The sequence below is a fragment of the Alistipes timonensis JC136 genome, assembly GCF_900107675.1.
Taxonomy (GTDB): Bacteria; Bacteroidota; Bacteroidia; order Bacteroidales; family Rikenellaceae; genus Alistipes; species Alistipes timonensis.
The window spans coordinates 68,523-93,017 of record NZ_FNRI01000002.1; the positions used below are offsets into that span (position 1 = coordinate 68,523).

General features: G+C 57.4%; 21 protein-coding genes. 4 read left to right on the forward strand and 17 right to left on the reverse strand.

All coding sequences use genetic code 11. The features are described 5' to 3' along the window. Together BLU78_RS02765 and BLU78_RS02770 are read left to right on the forward strand one after the other, a co-directional pair. Complete coding sequence (locus BLU78_RS02765; protein ID WP_010264275.1) at window positions 1-435, forward strand: PepSY-like domain-containing protein; 435 nt, start codon at window positions 1-3, stop codon at window positions 433-435. Between the two features lie 75 nt (window positions 436-510). After that, a complete protein-coding gene (locus tag BLU78_RS02770; protein ID WP_010264272.1) occupies window positions 511-1,158 on the forward strand; it encodes an SOS response-associated peptidase in 648 nt (215 codons plus the stop codon). A 78-nt stretch (window positions 1,159-1,236) separates the two neighbouring features. Here the strand turns inward: BLU78_RS02770 and BLU78_RS02775 are convergent, their stop codons facing one another. The 17 genes from BLU78_RS02775 to BLU78_RS02860 all read right to left on the reverse strand — a co-directional run bounded on the left by BLU78_RS02775 (window position 1,237) and on the right by BLU78_RS02860 (window position 21,582). Further along, a complete protein-coding gene (locus BLU78_RS02775; protein WP_010264270.1) occupies window positions 1,237-1,551 on the reverse strand; it encodes a hypothetical protein in 315 nt (104 codons plus the stop codon). Window positions 1,552-1,553: 2 nt separating this feature from the next. Continuing rightward, window positions 1,554-1,814, reverse strand: a complete 261-nt coding sequence (locus tag BLU78_RS02780; protein WP_010264267.1) for a GlsB/YeaQ/YmgE family stress response membrane protein — start codon at window positions 1,812-1,814, stop codon at window positions 1,554-1,556. A 72-nt stretch (window positions 1,815-1,886) separates the two neighbouring features. Further along, window positions 1,887-3,854 carry a type I pullulanase gene (gene pulA / locus BLU78_RS02785; protein WP_074711989.1) on the reverse strand — a complete coding sequence of 656 codons (1,968 nt, stop codon included), beginning with the start codon at window positions 3,852-3,854 and terminating at the stop codon, window positions 1,887-1,889. A gap of 10 nt (window positions 3,855-3,864) precedes the next feature. Further along, a complete protein-coding gene (locus BLU78_RS02790) occupies window positions 3,865-4,935 on the reverse strand; it encodes a mechanosensitive ion channel family protein (protein WP_010264259.1) in 1,071 nt (356 codons plus the stop codon). A 230-nt stretch (window positions 4,936-5,165) separates the two neighbouring features. Next, complete coding sequence (locus BLU78_RS02800; RefSeq protein ID WP_044106523.1) at window positions 5,166-6,128, reverse strand: hypothetical protein; 963 nt, start codon at window positions 6,126-6,128, stop codon at window positions 5,166-5,168. Window positions 6,129-6,140: 12 nt separating this feature from the next. Continuing rightward, complete coding sequence (locus tag BLU78_RS02805) at window positions 6,141-7,313, reverse strand: hypothetical protein (RefSeq protein ID WP_231290900.1); 1,173 nt, start codon at window positions 7,311-7,313, stop codon at window positions 6,141-6,143. Between the two features lie 20 nt (window positions 7,314-7,333). Next, window positions 7,334-8,416, reverse strand: a complete 1,083-nt coding sequence (locus BLU78_RS02810) for a DUF5031 domain-containing protein (RefSeq protein ID WP_231290898.1) — start codon at window positions 8,414-8,416, stop codon at window positions 7,334-7,336. A gap of 12 nt (window positions 8,417-8,428) precedes the next feature. After that, window positions 8,429-9,382: a hypothetical protein gene (locus BLU78_RS02815; RefSeq protein WP_010264245.1), complete on the reverse strand. Its 954-nt coding sequence runs from the start codon at window positions 9,380-9,382 to the stop codon at window positions 8,429-8,431. Between the two features lie 16 nt (window positions 9,383-9,398). Next, entirely contained in the window at window positions 9,399-10,472 is a 1,074-nt protein-coding gene (locus BLU78_RS02820) for a hypothetical protein (protein ID WP_010264243.1), read from the reverse strand. A gap of 30 nt (window positions 10,473-10,502) precedes the next feature. Continuing rightward, on the reverse strand, window positions 10,503-11,936 hold the full coding sequence (locus tag BLU78_RS02825; protein WP_010264241.1) for an OmpA family protein: 1,434 nt from the start codon (window positions 11,934-11,936) through the stop codon (window positions 10,503-10,505). Between the two features lie 11 nt (window positions 11,937-11,947). Beyond that, window positions 11,948-12,502 carry a DUF3575 domain-containing protein gene (locus BLU78_RS02830; RefSeq protein WP_010264239.1) on the reverse strand — a complete coding sequence of 185 codons (555 nt, stop codon included), beginning with the start codon at window positions 12,500-12,502 and terminating at the stop codon, window positions 11,948-11,950. A 521-nt stretch (window positions 12,503-13,023) separates the two neighbouring features. Then, the gene (locus BLU78_RS02835; protein ID WP_244886498.1) at window positions 13,024-15,408 is read right to left on the reverse strand and encodes a DUF4906 domain-containing protein; all 2,385 of its coding nucleotides are present in this window, start codon (window positions 15,406-15,408) and stop codon (window positions 13,024-13,026) included. Between the two features lies 1 nt (window position 15,409). Beyond that, window positions 15,410-16,543, reverse strand: coding sequence for a hypothetical protein (locus BLU78_RS02840; RefSeq protein WP_231290896.1), 1,134 nt, complete (start codon window positions 16,541-16,543; stop codon window positions 15,410-15,412). 23 nt (window positions 16,544-16,566) lie between these two features. Beyond that, window positions 16,567-17,601 carry a FimB/Mfa2 family fimbrial subunit gene (locus BLU78_RS02845; protein ID WP_010264229.1) on the reverse strand — a complete coding sequence of 345 codons (1,035 nt, stop codon included), beginning with the start codon at window positions 17,599-17,601 and terminating at the stop codon, window positions 16,567-16,569. Between the two features lie 182 nt (window positions 17,602-17,783). Then, on the reverse strand, window positions 17,784-19,517 hold the full coding sequence (locus BLU78_RS02850; RefSeq protein WP_176791118.1) for an Mfa1 family fimbria major subunit: 1,734 nt from the start codon (window positions 19,515-19,517) through the stop codon (window positions 17,784-17,786). A 41-nt stretch (window positions 19,518-19,558) separates the two neighbouring features. Further along, entirely contained in the window at window positions 19,559-20,995 is a 1,437-nt protein-coding gene (locus BLU78_RS02855; RefSeq protein WP_026020771.1) for a DUF3868 domain-containing protein, read from the reverse strand. Window positions 20,996-21,006: 11 nt separating this feature from the next. Then, on the reverse strand, window positions 21,007-21,582 hold the full coding sequence (locus BLU78_RS02860; RefSeq protein WP_010264219.1) for a DUF3575 domain-containing protein: 576 nt from the start codon (window positions 21,580-21,582) through the stop codon (window positions 21,007-21,009). A gap of 585 nt (window positions 21,583-22,167) precedes the next feature. Between BLU78_RS02860 and BLU78_RS02865 the strand changes: the two genes are divergently transcribed. Together BLU78_RS02865 and BLU78_RS02870 are read left to right on the forward strand one after the other, a co-directional pair. Next, window positions 22,168-23,358: a helix-turn-helix domain-containing protein gene (locus BLU78_RS02865; protein ID WP_010264216.1), complete on the forward strand. Its 1,191-nt coding sequence runs from the start codon at window positions 22,168-22,170 to the stop codon at window positions 23,356-23,358. Next, window positions 23,355-24,473: a helix-turn-helix domain-containing protein gene (locus BLU78_RS02870; protein ID WP_010264212.1), complete on the forward strand. Its 1,119-nt coding sequence runs from the start codon at window positions 23,355-23,357 to the stop codon at window positions 24,471-24,473. The genes BLU78_RS02865 and BLU78_RS02870 overlap by 4 nt, the downstream gene beginning before the upstream one ends. Window positions 24,474-24,495: the final 22 nt, after the last annotated feature.

Genomic DNA, 24,495 nt, shown 5'->3' on the forward strand with positions numbered 1-24,495 from the left:
ATGAAAAAATTTCTTTTACTCGTCGCAGCTGCGGCAATGGCTTTCGCCGTAACCGCTGCACCCCAGAAAGTGGATTTCGGCAAACTGCCGAAGAACTCGCAGGAATTCATCCAGAAGAATTTCCCCAGCGAAAAGGTTAAATCCGTGGAGATGGACCGTGAGGCGTCGTGGGACAAGTACACCGTCTATTTCAACAGCGGCAACCAGGTATCCTTCGAGGGCGGCAGCGGCGACTGGTCGCAGATCATCATGAAGGAGGGATCGGTCCCCATGTCGGTAATCCCCGCCAAGATCAAAACCTATACGGGCAACAACTATCCCGGCCAGCGTGTCGTCATGCTGGAGACCACGGCAGACGGCTACAAGGCTGTTCTCGCCAACAAGACGGCTCTCGATTTCGACAAGGACGGCAACTTCGTCAAAGCCGCAAAATAAGTCGTTTGCGTCCAAAAAAGGCAGGGAGCGGTCGTCGTCATGCTCCCTGCCTTTTCATGTCTAATTCCATTCGCCATGTGTTACCATATTTACCTCGCAGCCGGACCGGAGGAGTTGGCCCGGCATTACGGCCGCCGGGCCGATCTGGTCGAAGAGCTCCCCACGCCGGGCCGCGTCTGCGCCTTTTCGCACCGCCCCTACCCGGTCGTCACCGGCGACGAGCGAATCCAGCCGTTCCGGTGGGGGCTGATTCCGTTCTGGACGCGCAGTTCCGCAGACGTTGTCACGATACGCAACCAGACGGTCAACGCCCGTGCGGAAACCATCTTCGAACATGCGGCGTTCCGGGTCCCCGTCCGCCGGAGGCGCTGTCTGATCCCGGTCAGCGGGTTCTACGGGTGGCGCCATGAGCGGGACCGGAAAATCCCGATGTTCGTCACCCTGGAAGACCGTTCGCTCTTCTCCCTGGCCGGGATCTACGACAGCTGGCATTGTCCGCAGGGCGGCGGTCCGGCAATGACCTTCTCGATCGTCACCACCGAGGCCAATCCGCTCATGCGCCATATCGACAATGCGAACTGCCGGATGCCGGTCATCCTCAGTCCCGGCGACGAAGAGCGCTGGCTCACCCCCGGGCTGACCGACGCACAGATCGCCGCCTTGCTGAAACCTTATCCCGACCGCACGATGCGCAGCGAGCCCGTGCCGAGCGATTTCGCCTAAGGGAGAGGGCAGTCTGACGCCCGCAGCACAAAAAAAAGAGAAGTCTTCAGACTTCTCTTTTTTTGTCGGGCCTCCGGATCACACTTTCTCCCGGACCCGGTTTGCGGCCTGCGTGGCGGTCTCCTGAACCCGGTGTGCGGCTTTGGTCGCACCCTCTTTGGCGGCGTTCTTGACCTTCGTGCCGGCCTCTTCGATCTTGCCGGCCATCTTGCGAACGCCCGTCCGGGCTTCGTTTTTAGCCTCGATGACCGCCTCCTGGGCGTCGTCTTTCAACTTCTGGACGTTTTCCTGCAAGTTGTGTTTGGCCTTCTGGCCCTGTTCTTCCGCTTTGTGGACCGCCTTTTCCGCATGTTCACGGAGCGTTTCATTGTCTTTTGTCGAATACTTTTCCATAATTATACCGTTTTAACAGGTTTGTGCCGCGTAAACAGCGATACGATCCAGAGCAGGACCACGGCCCCGATGATCGAAGAAAGGAGAGTGCCCCACGTGCCGGTAGGCACCCATCCGAAAAGAGAAACGAGCCAGCCGCCCAGAAGGCCGCCGATAAGTCCGACGATCAGATTGACCAGCAATCCGGAGCCACTGCCCTTGAAAATCAGGCTGGCGATCCATCCGGCCACCAGTCCTATGAGCAAATACCATAAGAAATACATATGCTTTAATTTTTTTGGTTGACAATCAGAATCATACAAAATTTGTACCCGAGAGGTTAAACGGCCCGTAAATTATTCGCGGTATGCGATAAGTGCCGACGAGGGGGCTGTCTGAACGTCTCCTCCGGACAGCCTTTCTCCCCCGGCGGGGGAGATTCGTCCGTCGCGGCAGACTACTCTCCACTCCGCGTCGGGCATACGGAAACCGGCCGGACTGCGGTTGCCGTTGTAAACCACCAGAATCTCCTTCCACGCATCGCCGTTCGCGTATTCGCCCAGCGTATAGGCGATCACGCCGGAATCGCCCGTATCGAGGAACCGGAGCCACTGCCGCACCCCGTCCGCCGTCGGGATGCGGAACGCCGGATGTGCCCGCCGCAGGGCGATCAGCCCCCGAACGTAGTCGAACAGGTCGCGGTTCGCGTGTTTCAGCGACCAGTCGATGCGGTTGACGGCATCGGGCGAACGGAAACTGTTCGGTTCGCCCTGCTTGTCCTGCATCATCTCCTCGCCGGCGCGAATGAACGGAACTCCCTGCGCCGTGAGCAGGATGGTATGGATGAGTTTGTCGATCGGGAGGAGTTCGTCGGCAGCCCGGTCGCCCCCGACGGAGAGTTTCAGTTTGTCGACAACCGTGTAGCCGTCGTGGCTGGCGACGAAATTGACCGCCTGCGACGGGGCCGCCGCATACGGCAGGGAGCTGTACAGCAGTCCGTCGTAATTCACCTGGGGATGCTCCGTGGCGCCGACGATCCCGAACTTGACGGGTTCGTAATGTCCCTCGATATTCCCGGAGGCATATCCGGCGGCGTGTTCGTCGAACGTACTGCCGCGCACAGCGTCGCGGAAATCGTCGCAGAAGACGGCGATCCCCTCCATCTGTCCGACGTGGTCCCGCACGGCCCGCCGCTCCGGCGGCAGCGGAGAGTCGGCCGCAAGCCACCCTTCGCCGTAAATGAAGATAGTGGGGTCGATCTTCGAGAGCTCCTCGCGGACGCGGTTCATCGTTTCGATGTCGTGAATACCCATCAGGTCGAACCGGAATCCGTCGATGTGATATTCCGTCGCCCAGTATTTGACCGACTCCACGATGTAGTGCCTCACCATTTCGCGTTCCGAAGCCGTCTCATTGCCGCAGCCCGAGGCGTCCGAATAGGAGCCGTCGGCGTTGTGGCGGTAGAAATAGCCGGGGACCGTGAGGTTGAAATTCGAGCGTTCGACCGAAGCCGTGTGGTTGTAAACCACGTCGAGGACAACCCGCATGCCGTTGCGGTGGAGGCTCATGACCATCTCCTTGAATTCGCGGATGCGCGCCGCGGGATCGGCCGGATCGGTCGCATAGCTGCCCTCCGGAACGTTGTAGTTCTTCGGATCGTATCCCCAGTTGTAGCTCTTGTCAGCCAGCCGCGACTCGTCCACCGTTGCAAAGTCGAAGGACGGCAGGATATGAATATGCGTCACGCCCAGCTCTTTGAGGTGGTCCAGTCCGGATGCCTCCCCTTCCGGCGTCCGGGTGCCGGATTCGGTCAGGGCCAGAAACCTGCCCTTGTTTTTGATTCCCGAGTCCGGGGCGATGCTGAAGTCGCGGTGGTGCAGTTCGTAGAGAATGATGTCGGAATACATCTTCTGCTCGGGCGCACGGTCCGCCTCCCAGCCTTCGGGATCGGTGTCGCGGAGGTCGATAACGGCTGCCCGGTTGCCGTTGACGCCTACCGCCCGGGCCCAGATGCCCGGCGTCTCGGCCAACCATCCGCCGTTCGTCTCGATCTGGAAGGTGTAGAAAACGCCTTTCAGATCGCGGTCAACCGCGACGCGCCAGGTCCCGCCGTCGGAGCGTTCCATCTCCAGCCGCTCCTGCGGCTCCCCACCTTCGCCCGCGGCATAGAGATTCACGCGGGCTCTGTCGGCCGTGGGCGCCCAAAGCCTGAAAACGGAGCCCTGCGGGGTATACGTCAGCTCCAGATCGGTTCCGTAATAGGAAGGATATTTGTCGTATGCCTCCGGCTGTACGGGGTCGGGATGATTCTTCGGTGTTTCCATAGGATCAGATTTATGAATTCGTATTCCGGGATTCGCCGCCGTCCTGCTGCACAAACAGCGTGCGCGTGGGGAATGCGAAACGGAGCCCCGCCTGAGAGAAGGAGTTCAGGATTTCCAGGTTCATGTCCGATGTCGCTTTCAGAACGTCGCCTTGTTTCACGATGTAGTAGAAGAACGTGACGACCAGCGCCGAATCGGTGTAGTCCGAGAAATAGACCGTGGTGTCCGACGGATTGCGGGAAACGTCCTTGACCTTCGCCGGGAGGGAGCGGAGTATCTCCAACGCCTCTTTCATTTTTTCGGCCCCCGTGTCATACGTAAGACCCAATTTCACCATGACCCGCCGCATCGGTTCGGAAGAGATGTTGACGATCGAGGCGTCAGTGATCTTGTAGTTGGGATAGCTCGTGATCCGCCGGTCGTAACCCAGTATCCTCGTGCTGCGCATGCCGACATCGACCACCGTTCCTTCGAGACCGTTGACATTGATCGTGTCGCCGATGCCGAAGGGCTTGTCCGTAAAGATGGTGAACGCGCCGAAGATGTTCTTCACGGTGTCCTGCGCGGCCAGGGCGAAGGCGATGCCGCCGATGCCCAGGGTGCCCCACAGCGCGTTGATGTCGACGCCCACATTGCTCAGGGCCGTAACCAGTCCGATGATCCAGATCAGGACCAGAAGCGTCCGCCGGACGACGGGCATCATTTTCATCCCCTGTCCGTCAGACCGGTGCCCCCAGTACTGTTGGAGCAGGGCCGTTGAGAGACGCGCGAGAACCCAGGTGATGTCCAGAATGATCAGGATGCGGTAGGCGTTGTCGACGTATTTCACCAGGTGGTCGGGATAGACCAGCCGGTGGATGGCGATCCAAATGCCCAGCAGCATGACCGCGAATTTCAGGGGCGCCTCCACGGAATAGTAGACAATGTCGTCCACGCGGTTGTTCGTGCGTCCGATAAACGGTTTTACGACCTTGCGGCCCAGCAGGGACAACAGTTTGACGACGACGAACGCCCCTGCGACGATCAGTATGGAAACGATCCATGTCTGGACCGTATTTCCCCAAATCTCATATTCCCACATTTTTCGATTTGTTTTAAGTTATTGACTCGATTCGCTATTCTCATTTTTCGTATTCCGGGTTTCAATTTCTATGCCTTTGGAGAAAAATTTGCAGGTCCGCAAAATAAAAATCTGGTTGAAAATGAGGATGATAATACATAAATCCCGGAGAAAGGCGGTGTGTATCACCGTCGCCGGAGTTCTGACGGGAATCGCCGGAGGATTGATACTTTATTACGAAGAAGCACCGGCTACCGTGACGCCGTATCCTGGGTCCGGGACACGGCGGCCGTCCTCCGTGAGAGCGTAACATCGCCGCCGCCGTCGTTCGAACCGTCCCACGTCGTATCGACATCGACCGAAAAATCGATCTCTCCCTGAAAGTCCCCGTCCCTGAAACGGGCCGCAAGTTCGGTCAGTTGGTTACATTCGATACAGAGCGTATCGGTGACCAGGCGGTCGTAGACCGGCGACGAGGCGTCGTCGGCATAGAGTTTCAGCCGCCAAGCGGTCTTCACGCCCGGCAGCGTGCAGAACGTACCGAGCGTATACGAACCGACAGCGCGAGCCGCCAGTCCCGCGACGGGGATACGCCGGACGACTTCGCACGGAAGGTCGGGATCGCCGCAGAGCGGCATGCGCCCGCCCACATTGTCGAGCGAGACCTCGACGGATGCGATCTCCGCAGGCACATTCTCGAAACGGAAGCGCGTTACGCCGTGCACGCGCTGAAGCACGGCTTCGAACTCGTTGCGGCAGGGGCACGTCACCTCGAACGGCACGTCGGCCCGGAAATGGTCGTCGCCCCCTTCACCCTGATAAGCGATATAACAGAGTTCGGGAGCATCCTTTCTCCCGGTCATCATACGCGGTTCGGTGTTGGCGGCGAACGCCAGCCGGTAGGTTCCGAACGGAAGCGTATCGCACCGGAAAAGATAGCTGTCGCCGTCGGCAGCGCGTATGTCTTCCGCACGTCCCTGTCCGACGAGCCGGCCGTCGGCGTAGAGCAGGTAGTCGAGCGAATGGACACGTGCGGCGAAGTCCGGCTCCATGTCCGAAGGCCGGTAAGGGGGCCGTGTCCGGAATTTCTCGACCCGGAGCGCGACCGTGACGCTCCCGCCCCCGGGAGGACAAGCGTCGAGTTTCTCCTCGATGCAGGAAGCCGCCGACAGCAGACACAGAATCGCAAACGGTATGCAGGACAAATTTCTCATAGCTTCGTGTTTTTAATAGGATGCGGCGTTCCATTCGTAAAAGGGATCGAAGAGCGCCGCCGCGTCTTCGGGATCGCCCTTGCTGTCAACCGCCCCGACGACATCGACCAGAAGTTGCGACGAGGAGTCGTCGTAGACATCGGTGGTTTCGAAAACGACGCCGCAGATCCCGTTACAGACCAGCGTGCGAGTGAAGGACTCACCCGTTTTATAGGAGAATCCGCCCGAGCCGCTCGCACCCGAAATGCGGATGTCCGTTATCTCGAAAGGCACGCCGGCGGACCGGGGGTCGGCGAAGAGGAAAGGCGAAAAGACCGTCGAATTGGTCTGGCACATCTGGTAGACATCCGTCCCCGAGGCGTAGAATTCTCCTATCGTCGACATGCACCACGGCAGTTCGTAAACCCCGGAATCGCCGTAATACATGCCCCCGAGCGCGTCGATTCCTTCGGCAAAGGGCGTCGCCTTCGAGATGAAGCGCGCCCGGAAGGTATGAGCCGTCTTCTGGAACGAAAAATCGTTCACGGGCGAACGCTTGTCTTTGAGCAGTACACGGAATTTCGCCACGCGCCGTTCGGCCCGAAGCGTCACCGCAGGCACGCCGGACGAATGAAGATCCCCGCTTTTGGGAACCGTGAAATCGGCAACGGCTACGAAAACCTCGCGGCTCAACTGCCGGTAACCGGTATTCATCCAGTGTGTCGAGATCAGGTAGGTGATCAGCGGCGGCGTGCGCATCGAGGCGTCGGCGACATCGGCAACCACCGTACCCGGAACGAGTTCCGTGTTCCAGTCGCCCGACTGAAAGTTGAGGACGGCGACGATCCGGTAGTCGCCCGGCCGGAGTTCCAGGCCGAACGTACAGGGCGGCAGGTCGCCGGAGAGTTTCAGTTCGAGCCACGGTCCCGAAGCCGCGTCGAGCAGGACGTTCTGCGTCGCATCCACGATCCAGCGGGTGTCCGCCTTTTTCAGGATCAGCAGACGGCAGGAGTTGCCGAACCACTCCTTGTAGGAGGTAGCGCGCGTCATGGGTTCTATCGAGGCGTCAGTATCGACGGCTTCCAGCCGGAAACCGACTTCGACACGCGGTTCGCCGTCCGGCGAAATGCGTCCGAAGGGCGTTTCATCCGAACAACCGCCCGCCAGGAACGCCGCCCATACCAACAGGATTGAAATTCTTTTCATAACCGTTCGTTTTAATCGTTTCATTGCCAGTCGAAATTCGTCTCGATACCTCCTCCGACCGGAACGTCGATGATCCGGTCGCAGCGCAGGCCCGCCCGGTTGACCGTATAGCAGTCCGCGGCCACCGGAAGTCCCGCGGCGGCCCCGGCCGCCGGAAGAACGAGCGTTGCCTGCCGCTGCGGGAAGCATGCCGGAACGTGGGTGTGGCCGTCACCGCAGGCGGGTGTCGTGTCGTAGTAGGTGAAGAGCAGTTTTATGCGGAGCTTCGAGTCGGAAGGCAGCAGATAGGCCCCCTCCATGCGCAGGCTGCCGCGCAGGGCTTCATCGTAGACCCGCAGCCCCATGTCCGCCTGCGGGAGCGCGACCCTGAAATCCGTCGCCCGCGGCAGGACGCTCCGTGTCAGCGGCTCCGGCGCATAGGCCGCGGGAACGAGCGTCCCGGTTTCATCGAAACGCAGCGCCGTCGTCGGATTCTCGTAGGTGATGTCGATCCGGGCGACCCGGTCAATCACCGATTCCACATCAGACGATACGACGCTCTCGGGCTGCGAAAGCGAACCTCCCGTACGGAAGATATCGAAAAGCACCTGTCCGGCGATGCGCGTCAGCGTGAGGCGGATGCTTCCGTCGCGGAGGAGAGTCTCGCCGCTCAGGTCCGTAAATCCGCAGTAACCCTCCGCCGCTGCGGCGCCCGCAGCACATTCCAGCCGCAGGTCCTCCCAGGCGACACCCGGAACGAACGGCGTTCCGGCCGCCGTGCCCAGCGAAAACCACTCCCCGCCCCCGGGTCGTGCGACCATCAGAAACCGGTAGTCGGAATTCCGGAGTTCGGCGAGCGGGAGTTTCAACACCTCTCCGTCGGCAACCGAAGCGTACGTGCGGTCCAGGACGTATCCGTCCTGCGTTCCCGCCGCACGGCGGAAAACATGGAGCGGAGTTTCGAGTCCCGATACGGGAGCCGGGCCCTCCAAGAACAGTTCGGCCTGACGAAGTTTGTTGCCGGCGCAGGGCAGGCACTCTTCCTGCGCCTCCAACCCGCACGCCGCCAGTAACGAGAGCGAGAACAACGCTCCGCAGATTTGATATAGCATAATTCTTTTCATCACGATCGTTTTTTATTCCCAAATGCCCGTATCTCCCTCCTGCTCCCGCTCGATCGGGGCGGTTCGTATTTCGACCCCCACGACGGGATACCCCGAGGTGATCCAGAGTATAATGTCGAGACGCTTGTTGCGCTCCGCACGTCCCGTCAGGTGCAGCTGCACCGGTTGCAGGGCGGCACCCTCCGCCGGGACCACCGAAAGGTCGAGAGTCACCTCCCCGCCGTCGGCGGGCGGAATGACGAAAGGCCCTTCGAGCCGGACGAATCCCCCGTCGGTGAGTTCCGCATAATCCGCCGCCGCAAGCACAGCCGTCACGACAGCCGTTCCGCCGCTGCCGGAGGGATTCACGCGCAGGCCCGTGTTGCCGGCCGAGAGTTCGATCCGCTCGACCTCGTCGAGCACGGAGTGCGGTTTCTCATAGGGCACCTCCACGTATTGCCGTCCGTCGCGGTAACCGCGCCGGACGGAGACTTCGATCCGGCAGACGGCGCGCCGGAGCGTCGCCGGAACGGTCAGGTCCCTGCCGCCGACCGTGTAGACCGCATCGGCGTCCGAAGCGGGATATTGCAGGAACAGCTCATCGGCAGGAAGACAGGTCCCGGGCACCTCCGCATTCTCACGCAGGGCGAAGGCGACCTCTTCCCAGGCCGTCTGCCGGTCAATCGGATCGGGTTCCGGCACGAGCCGCCGGCCCGCCCCGCCCGCGAACAGGAATTTGTACTGTCCGTTCGGCATACGCACCGACAGCGTGCCCTCGGGGCTCCACCCCTCCCGGAAAAGCGTGTCGAACAGAAAGCGGTCGCCCCGGCGGCGGAAAGCGTAAGCCGCCACTTCCGCCGTTCCTTCGCGCCGCAGCGTGACGCGCGCCGTTCCCGGAGCGGGCACGGAATCAGCCGCGTCCGGCTCCGAACAGGCCGCGCAGAGGACGGCGGCCAGAATAAGCATCGTATGTTTGCGCTGTTTCATAGTTCGTCGTTTTTCGTCAGTCGATCTCCCCGTCCACGAAGTTCGATCCATCCCAGGCCGTATCGACCTCGACCGCAAAATCGACGCCCGTGGTAAAGACATTGTCGCCCAACACGTAGATCCGGATCAGCGTCACCTTGTTGCGCTCGACGGGAATCTTATCCGCCAGGGCAATGGTACGCGTCGATCCCCCGCCCGAGGTGAGCTGCATCGTGAAACCGGCCGACGGCGTATCGTCCCCATTGGGGATCAGGCAGGTGCCTCTCAGATGCGCCGAACCCGAGATAATGTCGGCAGGCCGCACGTTCTCGAAATCGTATTCGCCGACGCCCACGACCGTCGAGGGCCCCGTGCCCATCGTCAACGCATCGCCCGGTGAGGCGATGGTGTGCGACACGTCGAAAATCCCCTCCGACTTCTCACCCGAAAGCCCCAGCCGGCTGTTGGCTCCGGTATACGACAGCTTGACCCCGGCCAATTTTTCGGGACCGAAAACGTCGTCGCCCGGCTTTTCGGCATAGGACCCCGTCGCGGGGTCTTTCTCAGCACGGATGAAGAGCACGTCCACGCGCGAAACAGCCCGGCGGAGCGTAGCATTGACCGTCTGTTTCGGACCGTCGAGCGACACGGTGTAGGAAGGAACCGCATCGAGCGGCACGTTGAGCATGAACGTCGCCGGGAAATTCTCCCCGGTATGCGTCACGCAGAGCGCATCGGAGAGAGGCGCGCCGGGGAGTTCGGGCCACGTGTAGTTGCCCGGCGTCACCAACCCGTAGACGGGCAGGAACTTATAGTCACCGGCAGGAAACGGCACCGTGCCGGAGAAGGCCGAGCCGTCGAAATCCATGCCGCCGAGCGGAACGTCCTGCATATAGACATAACCCGAACCGGTGTTTCTGAACGCCAGGATTCGATATTCGCCGATACCGTGGACCGGGCCGCCGACCGACACCGACCGGGGCGCCCGGGTAATGAATTGCAGATTCCCGGTCGCAGGAGCGGCAGTATCCGTGTTTTCTTCGGGATCGGTGCACGCTCCTGCGGCGACGGCGAACGCCGCCAGTACCAACAAATTGTAAATTTTTTTCATAATTTTGTTTTTTAAAATTATAGACCGCCGCTACCATTCGCAGCTCAGTTCGTTGAAATGGACCAGATTGTACGCCGCCTCCGCGGACCCGCCCTGTGCGGCGAGCGAGAAACAATGCTGCGCCTTCGGCGCATCGCCATCGATCAGGTACAAGACACCGAGGCTGTTCAGCGCACGGCAATCTCCGGCGCAGCGGGCCAGGCATCGGCGGGCCGTCTGTACGTCGCCCCGCCGCAGGGCCAGCACCGCCATGTTGTTGCAGGCGCAGGGGTCGTCAGGGTAATACTCCAACGCAACCGCGCAAACATAGGCCCTTTCGGGCGAGTCGAGGGGATAGGATTCCGCCACCCGGCACATTTCGCCGAGGCTCAGCCATTCGGGACGGGAACCGATCAGCTCGCGGCATTGCGCTACGGTGAACGGAGGCAGTGCATAGCCGATGCGGTAATCCACGCGCCGCAGCTGCGGATAGACTTCGTGCAAAAGTTTGAGATAAGTTTTGCCGTCGTCTATGTGCCATATCACGGCGTCGCGGGCATCGGGGTCCGGCACCGTGTCAATCACGGCCATGACCTCGTCCCGTGCTGGCAGGTCGGAGACGACGACCCAGCGCCGCAGGCTGTCCCAGTCTTCCGGTTCGGTCGCGGTGACGAATTCCGCCGTGTCCAGACCGAAATTCTCCTGCAAGTAAGCGCGGATCGACCGCACGCGATTCGCGGACAGCCGCGTGTTGAACGCATAGGTATCCTCGGGCGAGGCGTAGCCTTTCAGAAAAATGGTTTCGATCCGGATCGTATCGTTCCCTCCGAGGCGGGCGGTAAGGCTGTCGATGCGCGCCAGCTGACAGCGGTTGTCGGCGAAGCCGCGCAGCAGCACCGAACGGCCCTGCGGAAAGTGTACGACAGCGGTGATCTGTTCGCTGCGCCGCTTGGGTTCGTCCGCGGGAACGAGGAACGACAGCCGCGGCTGTACCGGAACGGCAATTTCGGCGGCGACCAGCGGCGGAAGAGCCGTCCGGAGTCCGGCACACCCCTCCAAATCGCGGTAAAGGACGACCCGTCCGCCCGCCATCCACGGCTCGTAAGGGACCTCGCCTTCGAAGAGAACCGCATTTCCCGACGGATTTTTCCGTCCCCGGCGGACGACCGTATTGCTGTAAACGCTCTCTGAAACGGCCGGGACGCCGTAAAGACGTTCCCGGCGCTCATCGACTTTCTCCCGGATGCGTCCCGTGAAAACGACGGGTGACAGCTGCATCCGGCGTTCGCCGTCGGTGACGACCGGCGTCACGGTCAGCCGGCCGTTGGCCGGAATTTCGATCCCGGGAACGATCGCGAGTTTCACGCAAAGACGGCTGCCATCCCGGCGGGCCGCCGGGGAACCTTCGCGGCCGTAAGCCGCAGCGACAACAATCAGGCAGGCGGAAAGCAGACCGACCATGCGGTATTTCGTACTATATTTCATATCCTGCGACGTTATTTGATGATAAAGATGAGTGTCAGGCCAATTTTGGTAGGTCCGAAATAGTTGCGCGACCGGGTCCGGATCACCTCGCCGCACTCAGCGATCGGATATTTCCGGTCCCACAGGCGGGCATATCCGATGCCGACCGTGGCTTCGAGGTTCCAACGCCTGCCGATCAACCATTGATAGCCGTAGGACAATCCCGCACCGTAGAGGTGGCCCTGATAACGGTTGCGGCGGAAATCGGTGCTGAAATCGATCCCTCCCGCATTGTATTCGGCGTAATGGGCATGCAGTCCGAAAAAGTGGCCGTTGAAACTCTCGCACAGCCAATAGCGCACTTCGGGCTGTACGAGCCAGTGTTTCAGCCGGGCGTCGCCGAACTTCCAGGGGTTGTAATTGCCCGACACGTCGAGCGTGACCCGGCGGCCGAGCGCCGCCTCGACGCCCAGATTGACCGTGGTCGCAGCATCGTAGAGCAGGTTGCTCTTGACGGCCCATCTCTGGGCGCGAGACGTATGCACCGATGCCAGCAGGATTGCCAGCACGAAATAGAATTTATTCATTTCCCTATTTTTTATTGTCCCGAAAACGACCGGACGAACGACGACCCATTCCGGTGTCCGCCTTGAATGGAACGGTACTCAAAAGGCGCGGTTATGGCACGTCCGTACAAATGGACTGCCAGAAATGGATGAACTTTTTTCACTCAGGTTCAACAATTTATATGACAGGGAGATAAAATTTCGAATGCGGCGGCCAATGCCGCGGCGCCGAACCTCTGAAAAACAAGAAAGGCCTGCATCCCCGGAGATACAGACCTTTTTTCCGTGTTTCAGGACGCTCAGACACCAACCAACAGACTGACAATCACCCGGAAGCTATAACCCGCGGTGACGGTGCCCCACCCCGTGAGGTTGGTGTCGGAGCCCGTGATGGGGTACTAAAAACGCAAAAGCCGGCACTAATAAGTGCCAAACAAAGCCCCCTTGTAGTAAGTATACTACAAGGGGGCTTTGTTTGGTTACGAATTTCGTGAAACATTCGTCACTCTCCCCTGGTTATCAGAGTTTTGAAGCACAATGCTTTATTTCGAATCGCGCACGCATCGGACCGGTCCTGCCACCGACTTTACATAGTAAAAATAGAATTGGTATTCGAATATGTGGAACAGGCCGTAATCCTGATGGATATGCAAAATGTTCACCCGGTTGCCGGTGTCCGTGGTTGCATTGTGGTAGTTCCCGCAACTGCTTGTGCGGATACCCCCTCCGTCACCCACGCGTGTTCCCTGCGTCGGGAAATAGGATGTCGGACCGTCTTTCCATTTCTGCATATACATATTCATGCCGTACCCGATCGGAAACTTGTCGTCGTAATTGATGTCGCCCATAGATGCCGGATTGATTCCCGTATTTGTAAATTCGAGCCACAATTCACCCGAAGCAACCCTCCAACCCGTGGGACAGGGATCGAAAATGGATTTCTCCGTCCCGTAATTGTCGTATATATGGACATTATTATTCGAGTTAATCGTGTAAGCTTTCATTCCATCGGCGGCCGGTTCCAGGCCGCCCCAAAGTTTGTTGTCGCTTTCTCCGGCCGGACACCAGTCGCCATTATTGAAATAGTTGTTCTTTGCCTGTACGTAAGCTTCATTTTGTTTGACTGCGTTCGTTCCGCTGATAAAAACGGTGGGATTGGCGATAGCGTGTCTGACGGCTCCGGTCAGGGTGCTTCCGACCACCGAATGAAACAGCTTGGTTTCATCGGCAGCGGATGTCTTATGCACTTCGACCTGGTTGGAGTTGTCATAATGCAGGTCCGTATGCTCGTCGTTATAATCCTGATACTCGCTTGCGATATGGCGTAAAGGCGGGAACGGGTCCTTTCGTCCCCATTGATACAACATGCCGAAAGCCTGCGTCATCGGATCCGGATACCGGTGGAGACCGTTTCCCATGCCTTTCTGATTCTCCGCCAGCGCCCCGAGGTTGCATGACATGACAGCATAGCCCTGAATGCGAGGCTTTTCGGGATATATGCCGTTCTGGTCCCAGTCGTATGTGTAATAAGTAACGGCCCTGCCGAGATTATCCGGCTCATCGTCCGTAACCCAGATGTGCCAGGACCATAGGATGTCGCCCTCGCTGTTGTAGGCGCCGATCAGGGCATTGCCTTTCTTTTGCGTTCTGACATAGATTTTCTGATGAATGTCGCCCGTGTTTTCACCGAGCTGCACCAACGTTCCGTTCGTGTTATCGCCGATGCAGTCTTTGGTTTGCCAGATAATGCCGACACGGGCTATTTTCAGCAGTTCGTCATGGGGACTTAAATAATCCGCAAAATTATATCCGCCGCCGGTCTCTGTACGGTAATAGGGTTCGAAAGAGAGAAAGCCGTCGGGTTTTACGACAAAACAGTTGGCCGACGGATTGCTCTGGCCTTTCTCCCCCGTAATGGTCACCGTTATGCGGTAAACCTGATTGCGCTGTATGTTGAAATTGTTGAGCGAATTTCCGCCGGGATAAACCGCATAGAGATATCTTTCGCCGCCGATCTCGGCGGTCACATCCACCACAAGCGCATCGGAGGGAGCTGCGTCGGACTTGTTGCCGCCCTGAATTTCGGTTTCCCCCTGCAGGTTTTCAGGGACGTAAAAAACCGCCCATTCCGGATCTTCATTCTTTTCCAGATCCGAAGCGGCAAAGGCGATGGAACCGAATGTCGTTCCGTCGGGAAACGGAACCGCATCCATCGGTTCGTCATTGCCGTCGCCGGCCAGCGTCTCTACCCGGCAGACATTCGGGATTTGCCTTACGTTGACGTTGTTCAGTTCCATCCCGGCCTTGCGCATCTCGACCTTTACTTTGAGTTTGGCATACATGCGTGTAACCGGGACTGTGACCGTGATACCTGTCGTTACCTCCACCTCTTCGCTTGCCCCGGCCATCGGTATCGACACCTTGTCTATCGACCGTAACGGGAAAGCGGTAGGCAGGGTTTGTTTTTTCAGTTGTTCCGCCTGCCTGAATTTTTGCCATGAAGCATCCGTGCCGTCGTTGGCCCAGTTGTCATAGCCCGTGTTGGTCACGGCATAGACGACGGACGGAACTCCGGCTTTCAGGTATACGGGCAGGTCTTGCAACGCAGCCTGGTCGGTGACGGTATAGTAGCGCGGCTTTATCAGCAGTTCTTGCGTTGCCGCATCGTACTGGAATACCCAGATGTCGTGTATCTCCTTTTCCTCCGCAGTTTCCTGCTCGGGGGTGGCGCTCGGTATGGACGCCCTTGTCCCCGCCGATGCTTCGACGGCGAACCGGCCGACGGACAAATTCAGTAGGGCCTCCGTCAGTTCACCCTCGTCGAGGATCGTTCCGCCGGTACCGCTTGTCTCCGGTTGCAACTCTGCCGTGCAGCCGCACATTGCGACGGCCGCCGATAAGAGCATGAATAAAAAGCAATGTTTCATATCAGTCGAAAGTATATTCGTTGTCATAGGCATATTGCCATTCCTGTACGTTCACCGTGAGCCGGTTGTCACGGACGGTGACCGTGAAACGATACAGGTTGTTGCGGGCGATGTCGAAACGCCTGGCATTGTCGTTATTGTCCGTCTTTCCGCTCTCGTCGTAATTTGCGAAATAGACCTTATGCGGTTCGTCCTCACCGGTCTGGGCGTCGAGCCGGACTTCGATGTTCGAGTATTTGTCGCCTGCGCCGATGTTTCGGTATTCAGGCAGATAGGCGGTCCATTTCTCGTATCTGTTCCCGTCGGTGTCGGTCCACTTGTCCGCGAAGCGGAAATTTTGCGTTTTCTCTTCCGCATCGTTGCTGTCTTCCACGAGGTGCAGGCCGCTGACGTAATCGCTGTCCCACGCGCCGTCGTGGTCGTAATCTTCCCGGGAGAAGACGTCTTTCGGGGCGCAGTATCCCGTCCGGTTATAGCGGCGGATCTTCACCTCGCTGAACGACAGGTCGAAACGGGCCTCCGTTTTGAGCACCACCTCCACCTTCGCCACGGCACGGAGCAGGGCGACGGGCTCGGGCAGCAAAGTGACCTCTCCGGGCCTGAGCGCTATATCGTTGTATTCGCTGACACCGTAGAAAGGAATCAACCGATCGGGGCCCGGCCCGAACGGAGAGAAACAGTCGAACCGCCCCCATTCGGCATTGCAGATATCCGCAAGCAGCGTTTCACCTGCCTTCATCGTCTCATCGCCGTATTGGGGCCAGTTGGCGAGTACGACCATCTTGAAATTCTTGTGATCGGCCAGAACGGCAGGCGCCTTGCCGAGCATGCTGTAATCCCGGTAATCGCTCCCTTCGGCCACGACGAAACCGTCCGGTTCAAAACGGGCGATGAACTTATTGTCGGAGGTGAAGAAATAGATTCTGTAATTGTTGTGCTCTATGTCAATGTAGTTTTCATAGGTTTCGCCGACTTCATAGCCTTCGCCGGCCTTCGGGCTTGCTGCGGGCAGTCTGAGGCCGATGCTGAGAACCGATTCTTTGTCGGATGTGCCGAAGGCCTCCGTGTCATGGCTGCACGAGGCAGTCCACAACACAAGGAGCGCCAGAGTCCCCGAGACGATATGTCTTGCCATATTCTTCATTTGCTTTTCCCCTGTTACAAATCGCTGTTTTGCAACACCACTTTCCAGGAGTTGATATAAATGTAGGTCTCGAGCCAACGGTCGCCTTCATCGAGGAAGAAGACCATGTCGTACACGTCCTGCCTGTCGAGATATTCCTGATCGCCCATATTCCGGTTATAAAATCCCTTCACAAGCAGGGCGTAGTCGATCAGGGGAATGGAGAAAACCGTCCTCTCCTTCTCCCTGTCGGTCACGGTGAGCCGCGGTTCCTGCCCTTTCACGAGGCGCGGCACGGTCAGCTCGGCGATGACCGCGCTGAACACGGCGTTCGGGCCGGAGGCGTTCCCGTCGGGCCGGGAAGCCAGGCCCGCTTCCCCGGCGTCGGTATGCCATGCGTAGAAAGTCACCGGCTCGTCGGGCCGCAGCGAGTTGTCCCAATCCATGCTGCCGTTGGTGTCGGTGATGGTGAATACAAACCTGTCTTTGTCCATGGCTTCCCCCGAAAGGTGCTGCAACACCACCCGCACGTTGTTGGTGTTTTTCACCAGCGGGACGGTATAAGTGTAGGTGCCCTCGGTTTCGCCGAACGTCTGTCCCGGCAGCCACCCGTGGAACAGGCGGTCGAGGTCTTCGGCGACGAACGCCTCGTTCCCGGCGTCGTGCCGTCTGCCGAGCGTGCAGGTCAGTTCGCTGCCGACGGTTGTTGCGGGTATCGAGAAAGAACCTTTGTCGGCAGTGCCGCACCAAGCGAGCAGGTCGTATTCGCCCGGCTCCACGTTTACGGTCATGGCGTAGCCGTCGGCCGACAGGGCCTCTCCCTGCTCGGTGCGCTGCCAGACCACCCGCCCCTCGGCATCGAGCAGGTAAAGCGTCACGGTGTTCACCTCGCGGGCAAAGGCGTCGGCAAACTTCATGTTGTAATCGTAACGGAACTCCACCCGGTAATTCACCGTGCAGTCGCCCTCGCCGTCATAGATCAAGCCGTCGCAGGCATATAGCATCGAAGCGCAGGCGACGGCCGCCAGCAGCCTGCCGCCCGATTTTCTTATGTAAGACCGTATATCCATTTGGCTTATGTCGTTATATTATTTATACTGCGGAAAATGCCGCAGGGAATTTTCATTTTCGGAGGGAATTGGCAAATGCGCCTTTTCCGGTTCCGTCCTCTCTTTACGCCGGATCGGAAGCGTTTTTTCAAGCCATTCCATGAGGGAGAAGCCCCCTCATGGAATGGCTGTTCATGCAATGATTAAAGTTCTACGTTTTGGCTGACGATCTTCCAGGAGAGGATATTGATTTTCGCACCGACATAATAGGTGTCATCGTTCGGATCGCCGGGAACGATCTTTTCGTTCCCGTCAAAGATTCCCTTGCCTATTTTTTCCAACTTGTCAATGGTGACTACGTAGTGATGATTGCGCACCACGCCGTATTTGGCCTCCGGAACAGTTCCGTTTTCTGCAGCGTCGTTGTTGAGGTGTTCGATCGGAATGTTGTAGTACATCAGTCCGCCGTTGTAAGCGACGGCGCCTGCGGACGCGGCGGCCAGGTCGTCGTTAAGAACGTCGATGATCTCCTCCGAGCAACTGGAACCGTCCTCCGCATACAACGGGATTTCAAGCTCGTTCGTAAATACCGCTTTCACTTCTCCGTCGCCCGTATTCTCCAATTTCACATACTCTTTGCCGATCTGGGTGTATTTTGTATTGCCTTGTGCGTCCTTGCCGTTCTCATACCACACGGTGTGTTGGTTTCTCGCTTTCAGCACGCTGAGCACGTATTCGAGGAAGGAGTCATGCCGGAACAGCACGCCGTTGTAACGCACGAGGTCGAGCGCATTGCCGCTCGCATCGCAGACCTTGGCTTTCAGCAGGATGCTCGTGACAGCGGACGGGAAATCGGCCGTTACGACTGCGCTGGTGTTGGTGTTTTCGGCGCAATAGGCGGGGGCTCCCAATGCAGTCAGGCCGTTTTCCAAATCGACATAGTTCAGGTATTCGGAATTGGCGGGGACTCCCGCTGCATTGTCGGGATAGCCCGAAAGACCGTAGTTGAACGACTTTCCCCAATGACTGCGGTAGTCGGTCGGCCGGTTCCATGTAAAGCCCAAATCGCCGTTCGCCCAGGTTGCGTCTATGTTCTTAACCATGTACGATCTCTTCGCCGTGGCATTCAGCTTCCATCCGAGCAGTTCGACATAAAGCTCTTCCGAAGCAACGTCGTCGTTTCCGGCCGAGTTGTCTTCACCCGCCACGGTGGCCTTTATCGGATAACGCCCATTGGCATCCTTCACGAGCTGCTCGGACACATTCAGGGTTACTTTGGCTGCCAGACGCTCCACATATACGGTCACCGTATTGGCAATGGCGTTGATGTCCGTCATCGGTTCGGGCAAGAAATTCTCCTCTTTGACTTCCGTGACGAAATAGGCGCTCCGACCGGCTTCGGTATAGCTCGTCGTGCTCATGGTGAAGTAATCGGTCGTGACATTATTAGCCGTCGAGGGATAATAAATGCCTTCCGCATTCCCGTCCGCAAGCACCGTTTGCATCTCCCCGAGCGTGTTTCCATACAGGAAGCCCGTCGGTTTGTTAAGTACCGCTACCATATATTTGGGATAATTCTTCCGGCCCAGTTCTTTCAGCACGACGACGTTGTTGCCCGTAAATTCGATGTTGCCGGCAGGGTTTGTCGTCGAGGCGTTGCCACCTGTCCAGACATCGCCTTGTGCCACGAATACGCCGTCGGCGTCGTAAAAGTAGAAAAAGGCGTTTTTAACGGACTGTTCGTTCGTTCCGTATTCGAATTCGCCTTCCTGCGCCCTCGTAAGGGAGCCTGCATCGGCGAGCCGGACATTGATATACGCCTCGTCTCCCGTGAAAACCTTCGGGGTATCGTCCGGAATGACTCCCGATTCATCGTTCGAGCATGCACACAGTGAGGCGCATGCGAACAAACCAAAAAATAATTTTTTCATCTTCATAAATGTGTTGATTCGATCTTGTTAATAAGCTGTTTTTCTTGTCAGTATCTCTCTTTTTCCAGTTGTTCGAGCGTGACGCCCGCCTGTTCCGATCCGAGCGATTGCGCTTCGTTCAGGTAGCGCCTGGCGCTGTCGTAATCCTTTTGCCGGACGGCCAGCGCGCCCCGGGCATAAACCGCCTCAGGCGAATCGCCCGCCTTGGCAAGGTAACGTTCCGCCCCTGCGAGGTCACCGCGGCGCATTGCGGCGTTGGCGGCGTTCAGGTTGGCGACGGGGTCGTTCGGGAACATGCGCACCGCTGTTTCGAACACCTCGGTGAATTCGTCCGTGCCGGGTTCATACTCCTGTGCGACGAGGTAGAACTCGTTCAGGTCCAGCTTTTGCGGCCGCTCGCGCATGATTCGTTTTATCTCCTCCACATCGCTATAACTGCGGATGGTGTAGGCGATGCGGTAGTCGGTGCGGCGCAGCGCCGGATAACAGTGCTGCAACAGGAAGCGGTACTCTTCGGGATAGGTGCTTTTCAGTTTCCACTCCTTGGCATCCGGCTCCAGATCGCTGTCTATCAGCGCGATGATCCTCGTGCGATGTGCAAGGTTCGACCGTTCCACATAGCGGCGTAATCCCTCCCAGTCCTCCGGTTCGTAGCCGGTCGTGATGATGTCGCCTTCGAACCGGCAGAGCCGCTGTATGTGTCTCTTCAGTGCGTCGGCACGTCCGATAGCCAGCTCCCGGTTATGCGCATAGGGACTTTCGGGCGAAGCATAGCCTTTCAGCCATACCGAGGTGATGGTTATATCCGCGTCGCTTCGCACGGAGTCGATCGACGACTGTATTTTCCCGAGTTCGGCGGCGTTGCGCCGGTAGTCCGGATAAATCGCCGTCCGGTCCACCGGAAAGTCGATGAACGCCGAACCTTCGAGTGAATCCCGTTTTTCGGCCCGTCCTTGCGGACGCACATATACCAGTTCGGGAAAAAACGCCTCGCTGTGTCGTCCGAGCATACCGTCCTGCTCTGCCAGCAGCGTGTTGCAACATCCGTAGTCGCTGCGGTGAAGCGACAGCGCGGAGCCGTTCATCCATCCGGCGTACGGCACCATGGCGTGATATTCGATGTCGCCGGGTTTTTCCGCGGCCCTGTAGCTCTTTTCATCCTTGCCCGACAGCATGCTCACGCCGTTGCGTACATAGAAATAGTAGCGCCGCCTGCCGTAAACCCCTACCGATTGCAGGTCGAGCGAGTCGCGGCCATTGACCAGCCATGGCGTAAGAAGCACCGCGCGATTATTGTCCACGTCGAGCCCCGACAAATCCAGAAGCATGTTTACAGCGATGTACCCACCGTTACGCTCCATACTGAATCTCCCGACGGAAACGCCGTCCACGATGTCCCGTTTCCGCATGTCGGTTACGGTCTGCGCTCCGGCCGCCGTAATCATGCCCAAAAGGGCTGAAAGGATATATAATCTCTTTTTCATCTTGTACACGATTAAAATACATAAACAAGGTTGATTGCCGCTTTTGTCGGCCCTACGTAGTGGTGCGGCTTGTCCGTTTCTATCTTCCTGCCGCACCCGGTGCACCGGAAGCGGTCATAGCGTGTATAGGAATAGCCGAAGCCTATCTCCGCCTCGAGGTTCCAATGCCGCCCCAGTATCCACGCATAACCATAAGCGACACCTGCGCCGACGAACCAGCCCTGATAGCGGCTGTCCTTCAGTTTGCGGGCATCCGTGCCGAGGAAGTTGATTTTTCCGTCGAAACCTCCGATGTTATATTGTCCGCCGTGCAGGTGTGCGCCCACAAAGTGCCCCGAGAAGCGGTCGCAGAACCAATATCGGGCTTCAGGCTGAACAACCCAGTGCTTCCAGCGCCGGTCGTGCGCGAGTGTCCATGCGTTGAACTGCCCCGTAATGTCCAGAGTCCATTTCGGTGCGAGTCCGACTTCTATTCCCAAATTCGGATTCAGGAAAGCGTCTGCCAGCATATTGCTCTTGACAGCCACGCTCTGGGCTTTGACACCCTGCGTCATGCCGGTGACGGCGATTGCCAACAGGACGAACATTCGTTTTATAATTCCATTTTTCATACTTTAAATTATTGCGTTGCAGATTTTACGGTCTGCCCGTGTACAGACACCCGAAAGGACAGTTGCGGTGTCCTTGCTTTCTCAGCTTGATAAATCCGGTCAAACAGTTCTGGGAATGGTCGGCGGAACGGCCTCGGAAGAGGCTGCCGCAATTATGACGGAAGAATGAATTCTGTTCTTTTCATTATAAATAGGTGGAGCGGGTGAAGTGACTGAAAAACTTTTTTGCAAAATAGCCGTGGGATTTTTTTGTTCTGCACAAAGAAATGATATATTTGCTACCGGATAATGCCAAAACGTATAAATCACATCGGCAAAATCGTAACGACCCTTATACGCAAACCGCAATTTTGTAAAGGATATGTCAAATCATCAAAAACGGACTTTTCCCGGGGCGCACGGAGCCTCTTCGCCCATGGGTGCAATGTAAATAAAGCCAGCGCGTTATACTGCATTCACACGCCGTAATCCCGGAGGTATGCGGCCTGTGGCATCCCGGACGGTTCCGGCGTGCAGGAAACAGCCGGCGGGAACACTCGTTCGGGAGAAATAATTTGAATCATGGGAACATTTGTCACATACGGCAGCCTGATGGTCTATATTTTGCCGATCTGCTGTTCGGTCATATGTTCGGTCTTTGCCTTATTGCTGATCTGGAATTACCGCAACCCCGCCGAACGAAAATTGAGGCGGGTCGTGAGCATCTATTGTATCCTGATCGCCGTGTGGTGGGCATCCGTTCTCTGGCACGTGCTCTCTGACAACCCGGTATTCCTTCCGGTCGATATCCCTTTCGCACTATCGTATCTCTATATTCCCGTATTGTTCTACAACATCGTCTATTACCTGACCTACTTGGGGAATAAACGAAACTTTCCCGTCCTGAATTACCTTTGGCCGCTGCCCGCGTCGGCGGTTATCCTGACAGCGGCAGCCTGGATATTGCCGCATGGAGACGGAATCGCCGGATTGTCGCCCGCCGAGCGCTATACGTATCTGTTCATCTCCGGCTTTTTGCTGCGGTTCGTCACGGCGATAGCCTATATCGTTCCGACCTGCCGGCTGTTGTCGCGGTATTACAAGCAGGCGGTCGTGCAAAAGGTCGACGCGGATCGAAAATCGTTCAGTATAAGATCGTCGCATTGGCTCGTCGTGCTCTTCGTGCTTTTCATCGCCATATGGCTGATCGCTTTTTTACCTTCGGTAGTCTGTTCCGACCGATGGCTCGTCCGCCTGAACGCGTTGTGTATCATAGTCCAGGAAATCCTGCTCACATACCATGTCATCCGCAGGCAGTATCTCTCTTACAAAACCTCCGACTTGTTTCCGGCCGCCGGAAAAAAGAGCGAGAACAACGGGTTGATCGACAAACAGCGCCTTGCGCCGGACCATGCGCACGGACCATTGAGCAGAAAGGCGTTCGAAAACTATTTGTCCCAGAAAAAGCCGTACCTCGATCCCGATTTCAAACTGACCGACATGGCTGAGGCGATGGGGGTGAACCGTACCGTCATGTCCAATTTCATCAATCAGACCTATGGCATGAATTTTCGGCGCTACCTGAACCAGTGGCGGATCGAGGAGTACCAGATTTTAATGGCGCATCCTTCGAACGAACGCAAGAATCCCTATCGGGTAATGGTTATGGCGGGATTCAAAGACTCCCGCCATTTCCAGCGTGCGATCCGATTGGAAAAGGCGGCCAAGGAACAGCCGGACGAGGAACCGCAAGTAAAGAATAAGGAAGAATGAATCAGGATATCGGACGTGCAATCGTTTTCTCAATGCCGGTGGTAAGCGCGGCGGTCAGCCTGATCCTGATTTCGCTCGATACGACCCGCTCTTCCAATACAGTCGACCGGAAGATTCATTACAACATGATCGCCGTATACAGTCTGATGATGCTGTTTTGGAGTGGAATGGTCATGCATTCCGTTGCCCGCGACACGTTCATCGCATACCTGCCCGTTTTCTTTTCCTCATTCGGGTTCATCCCCGTATTCCTCTACCGGATCACGCATATTATTACGGATACGGGCGAGCGGAAACGGTTCCCGGCCTGTCATTTCATCCTTCCGGCGTGTTTGACCTTAATTATCTGCGCGATCGCGTTGGCAGTCCCGTTCCGGCAGCGATGGACAGCTATTTATGATAACGACGTAAACCTCACATCTGCAATCATCGACAGCACGTTTATCGGTTGCATTGTACTGTGCATTTTATATTCCTGGCTGAGCCTGCTCCGCATAAAGGCGTATAAACGCAGGATAACCGACTATTCCGCCGATATCTACCGCATGTCGCTGGATTGGCTCTCCTTTATCGTCCTTTTCAGGGTCGTGCTGCAAACCCTGCCGATTGCCGGGTTGATATTGGGTGTCGGGCTGTTCGACGGGTTGGGGTTTGCCTGGGCATTCACGACGCTGCCGGCGGTATTCACCCATATCGTGCTGTGCCTGAGCATCCTTTCGGAGAATTACGTGATTCTCGAACCTGTCTCCGTCAAAGAAAAGGAAATGACCGCGTCGGGAAATTATCCGCAACTGGCGCGGCAGCAGGTCGAGCAATATTTGGAGGACCGGAAACCGTATCTGAATCCGGAATTCAAAATAACCGATATGGCCCGGGATCTCGCTTCCAACAGGACTTACATATCGGCTTTCATCAACCGGGAATATGGTGTGAATTTCAACCGTTTCATCAATAATTACCGGCTGAAGGAGGTGGAGCGGTTACACGCGGAGGCTGTACAGAGAAAGCAAAAAACACCGGTGTTGGAGATTGTGCTCCATGCGGGATTTAGTAATTACCGCAGCTATTTCCGGGCCAAGAACATGGAGAAGAACGATGCCGTTTCCATAGATTAAAAAAACGAACGATACTATCTGA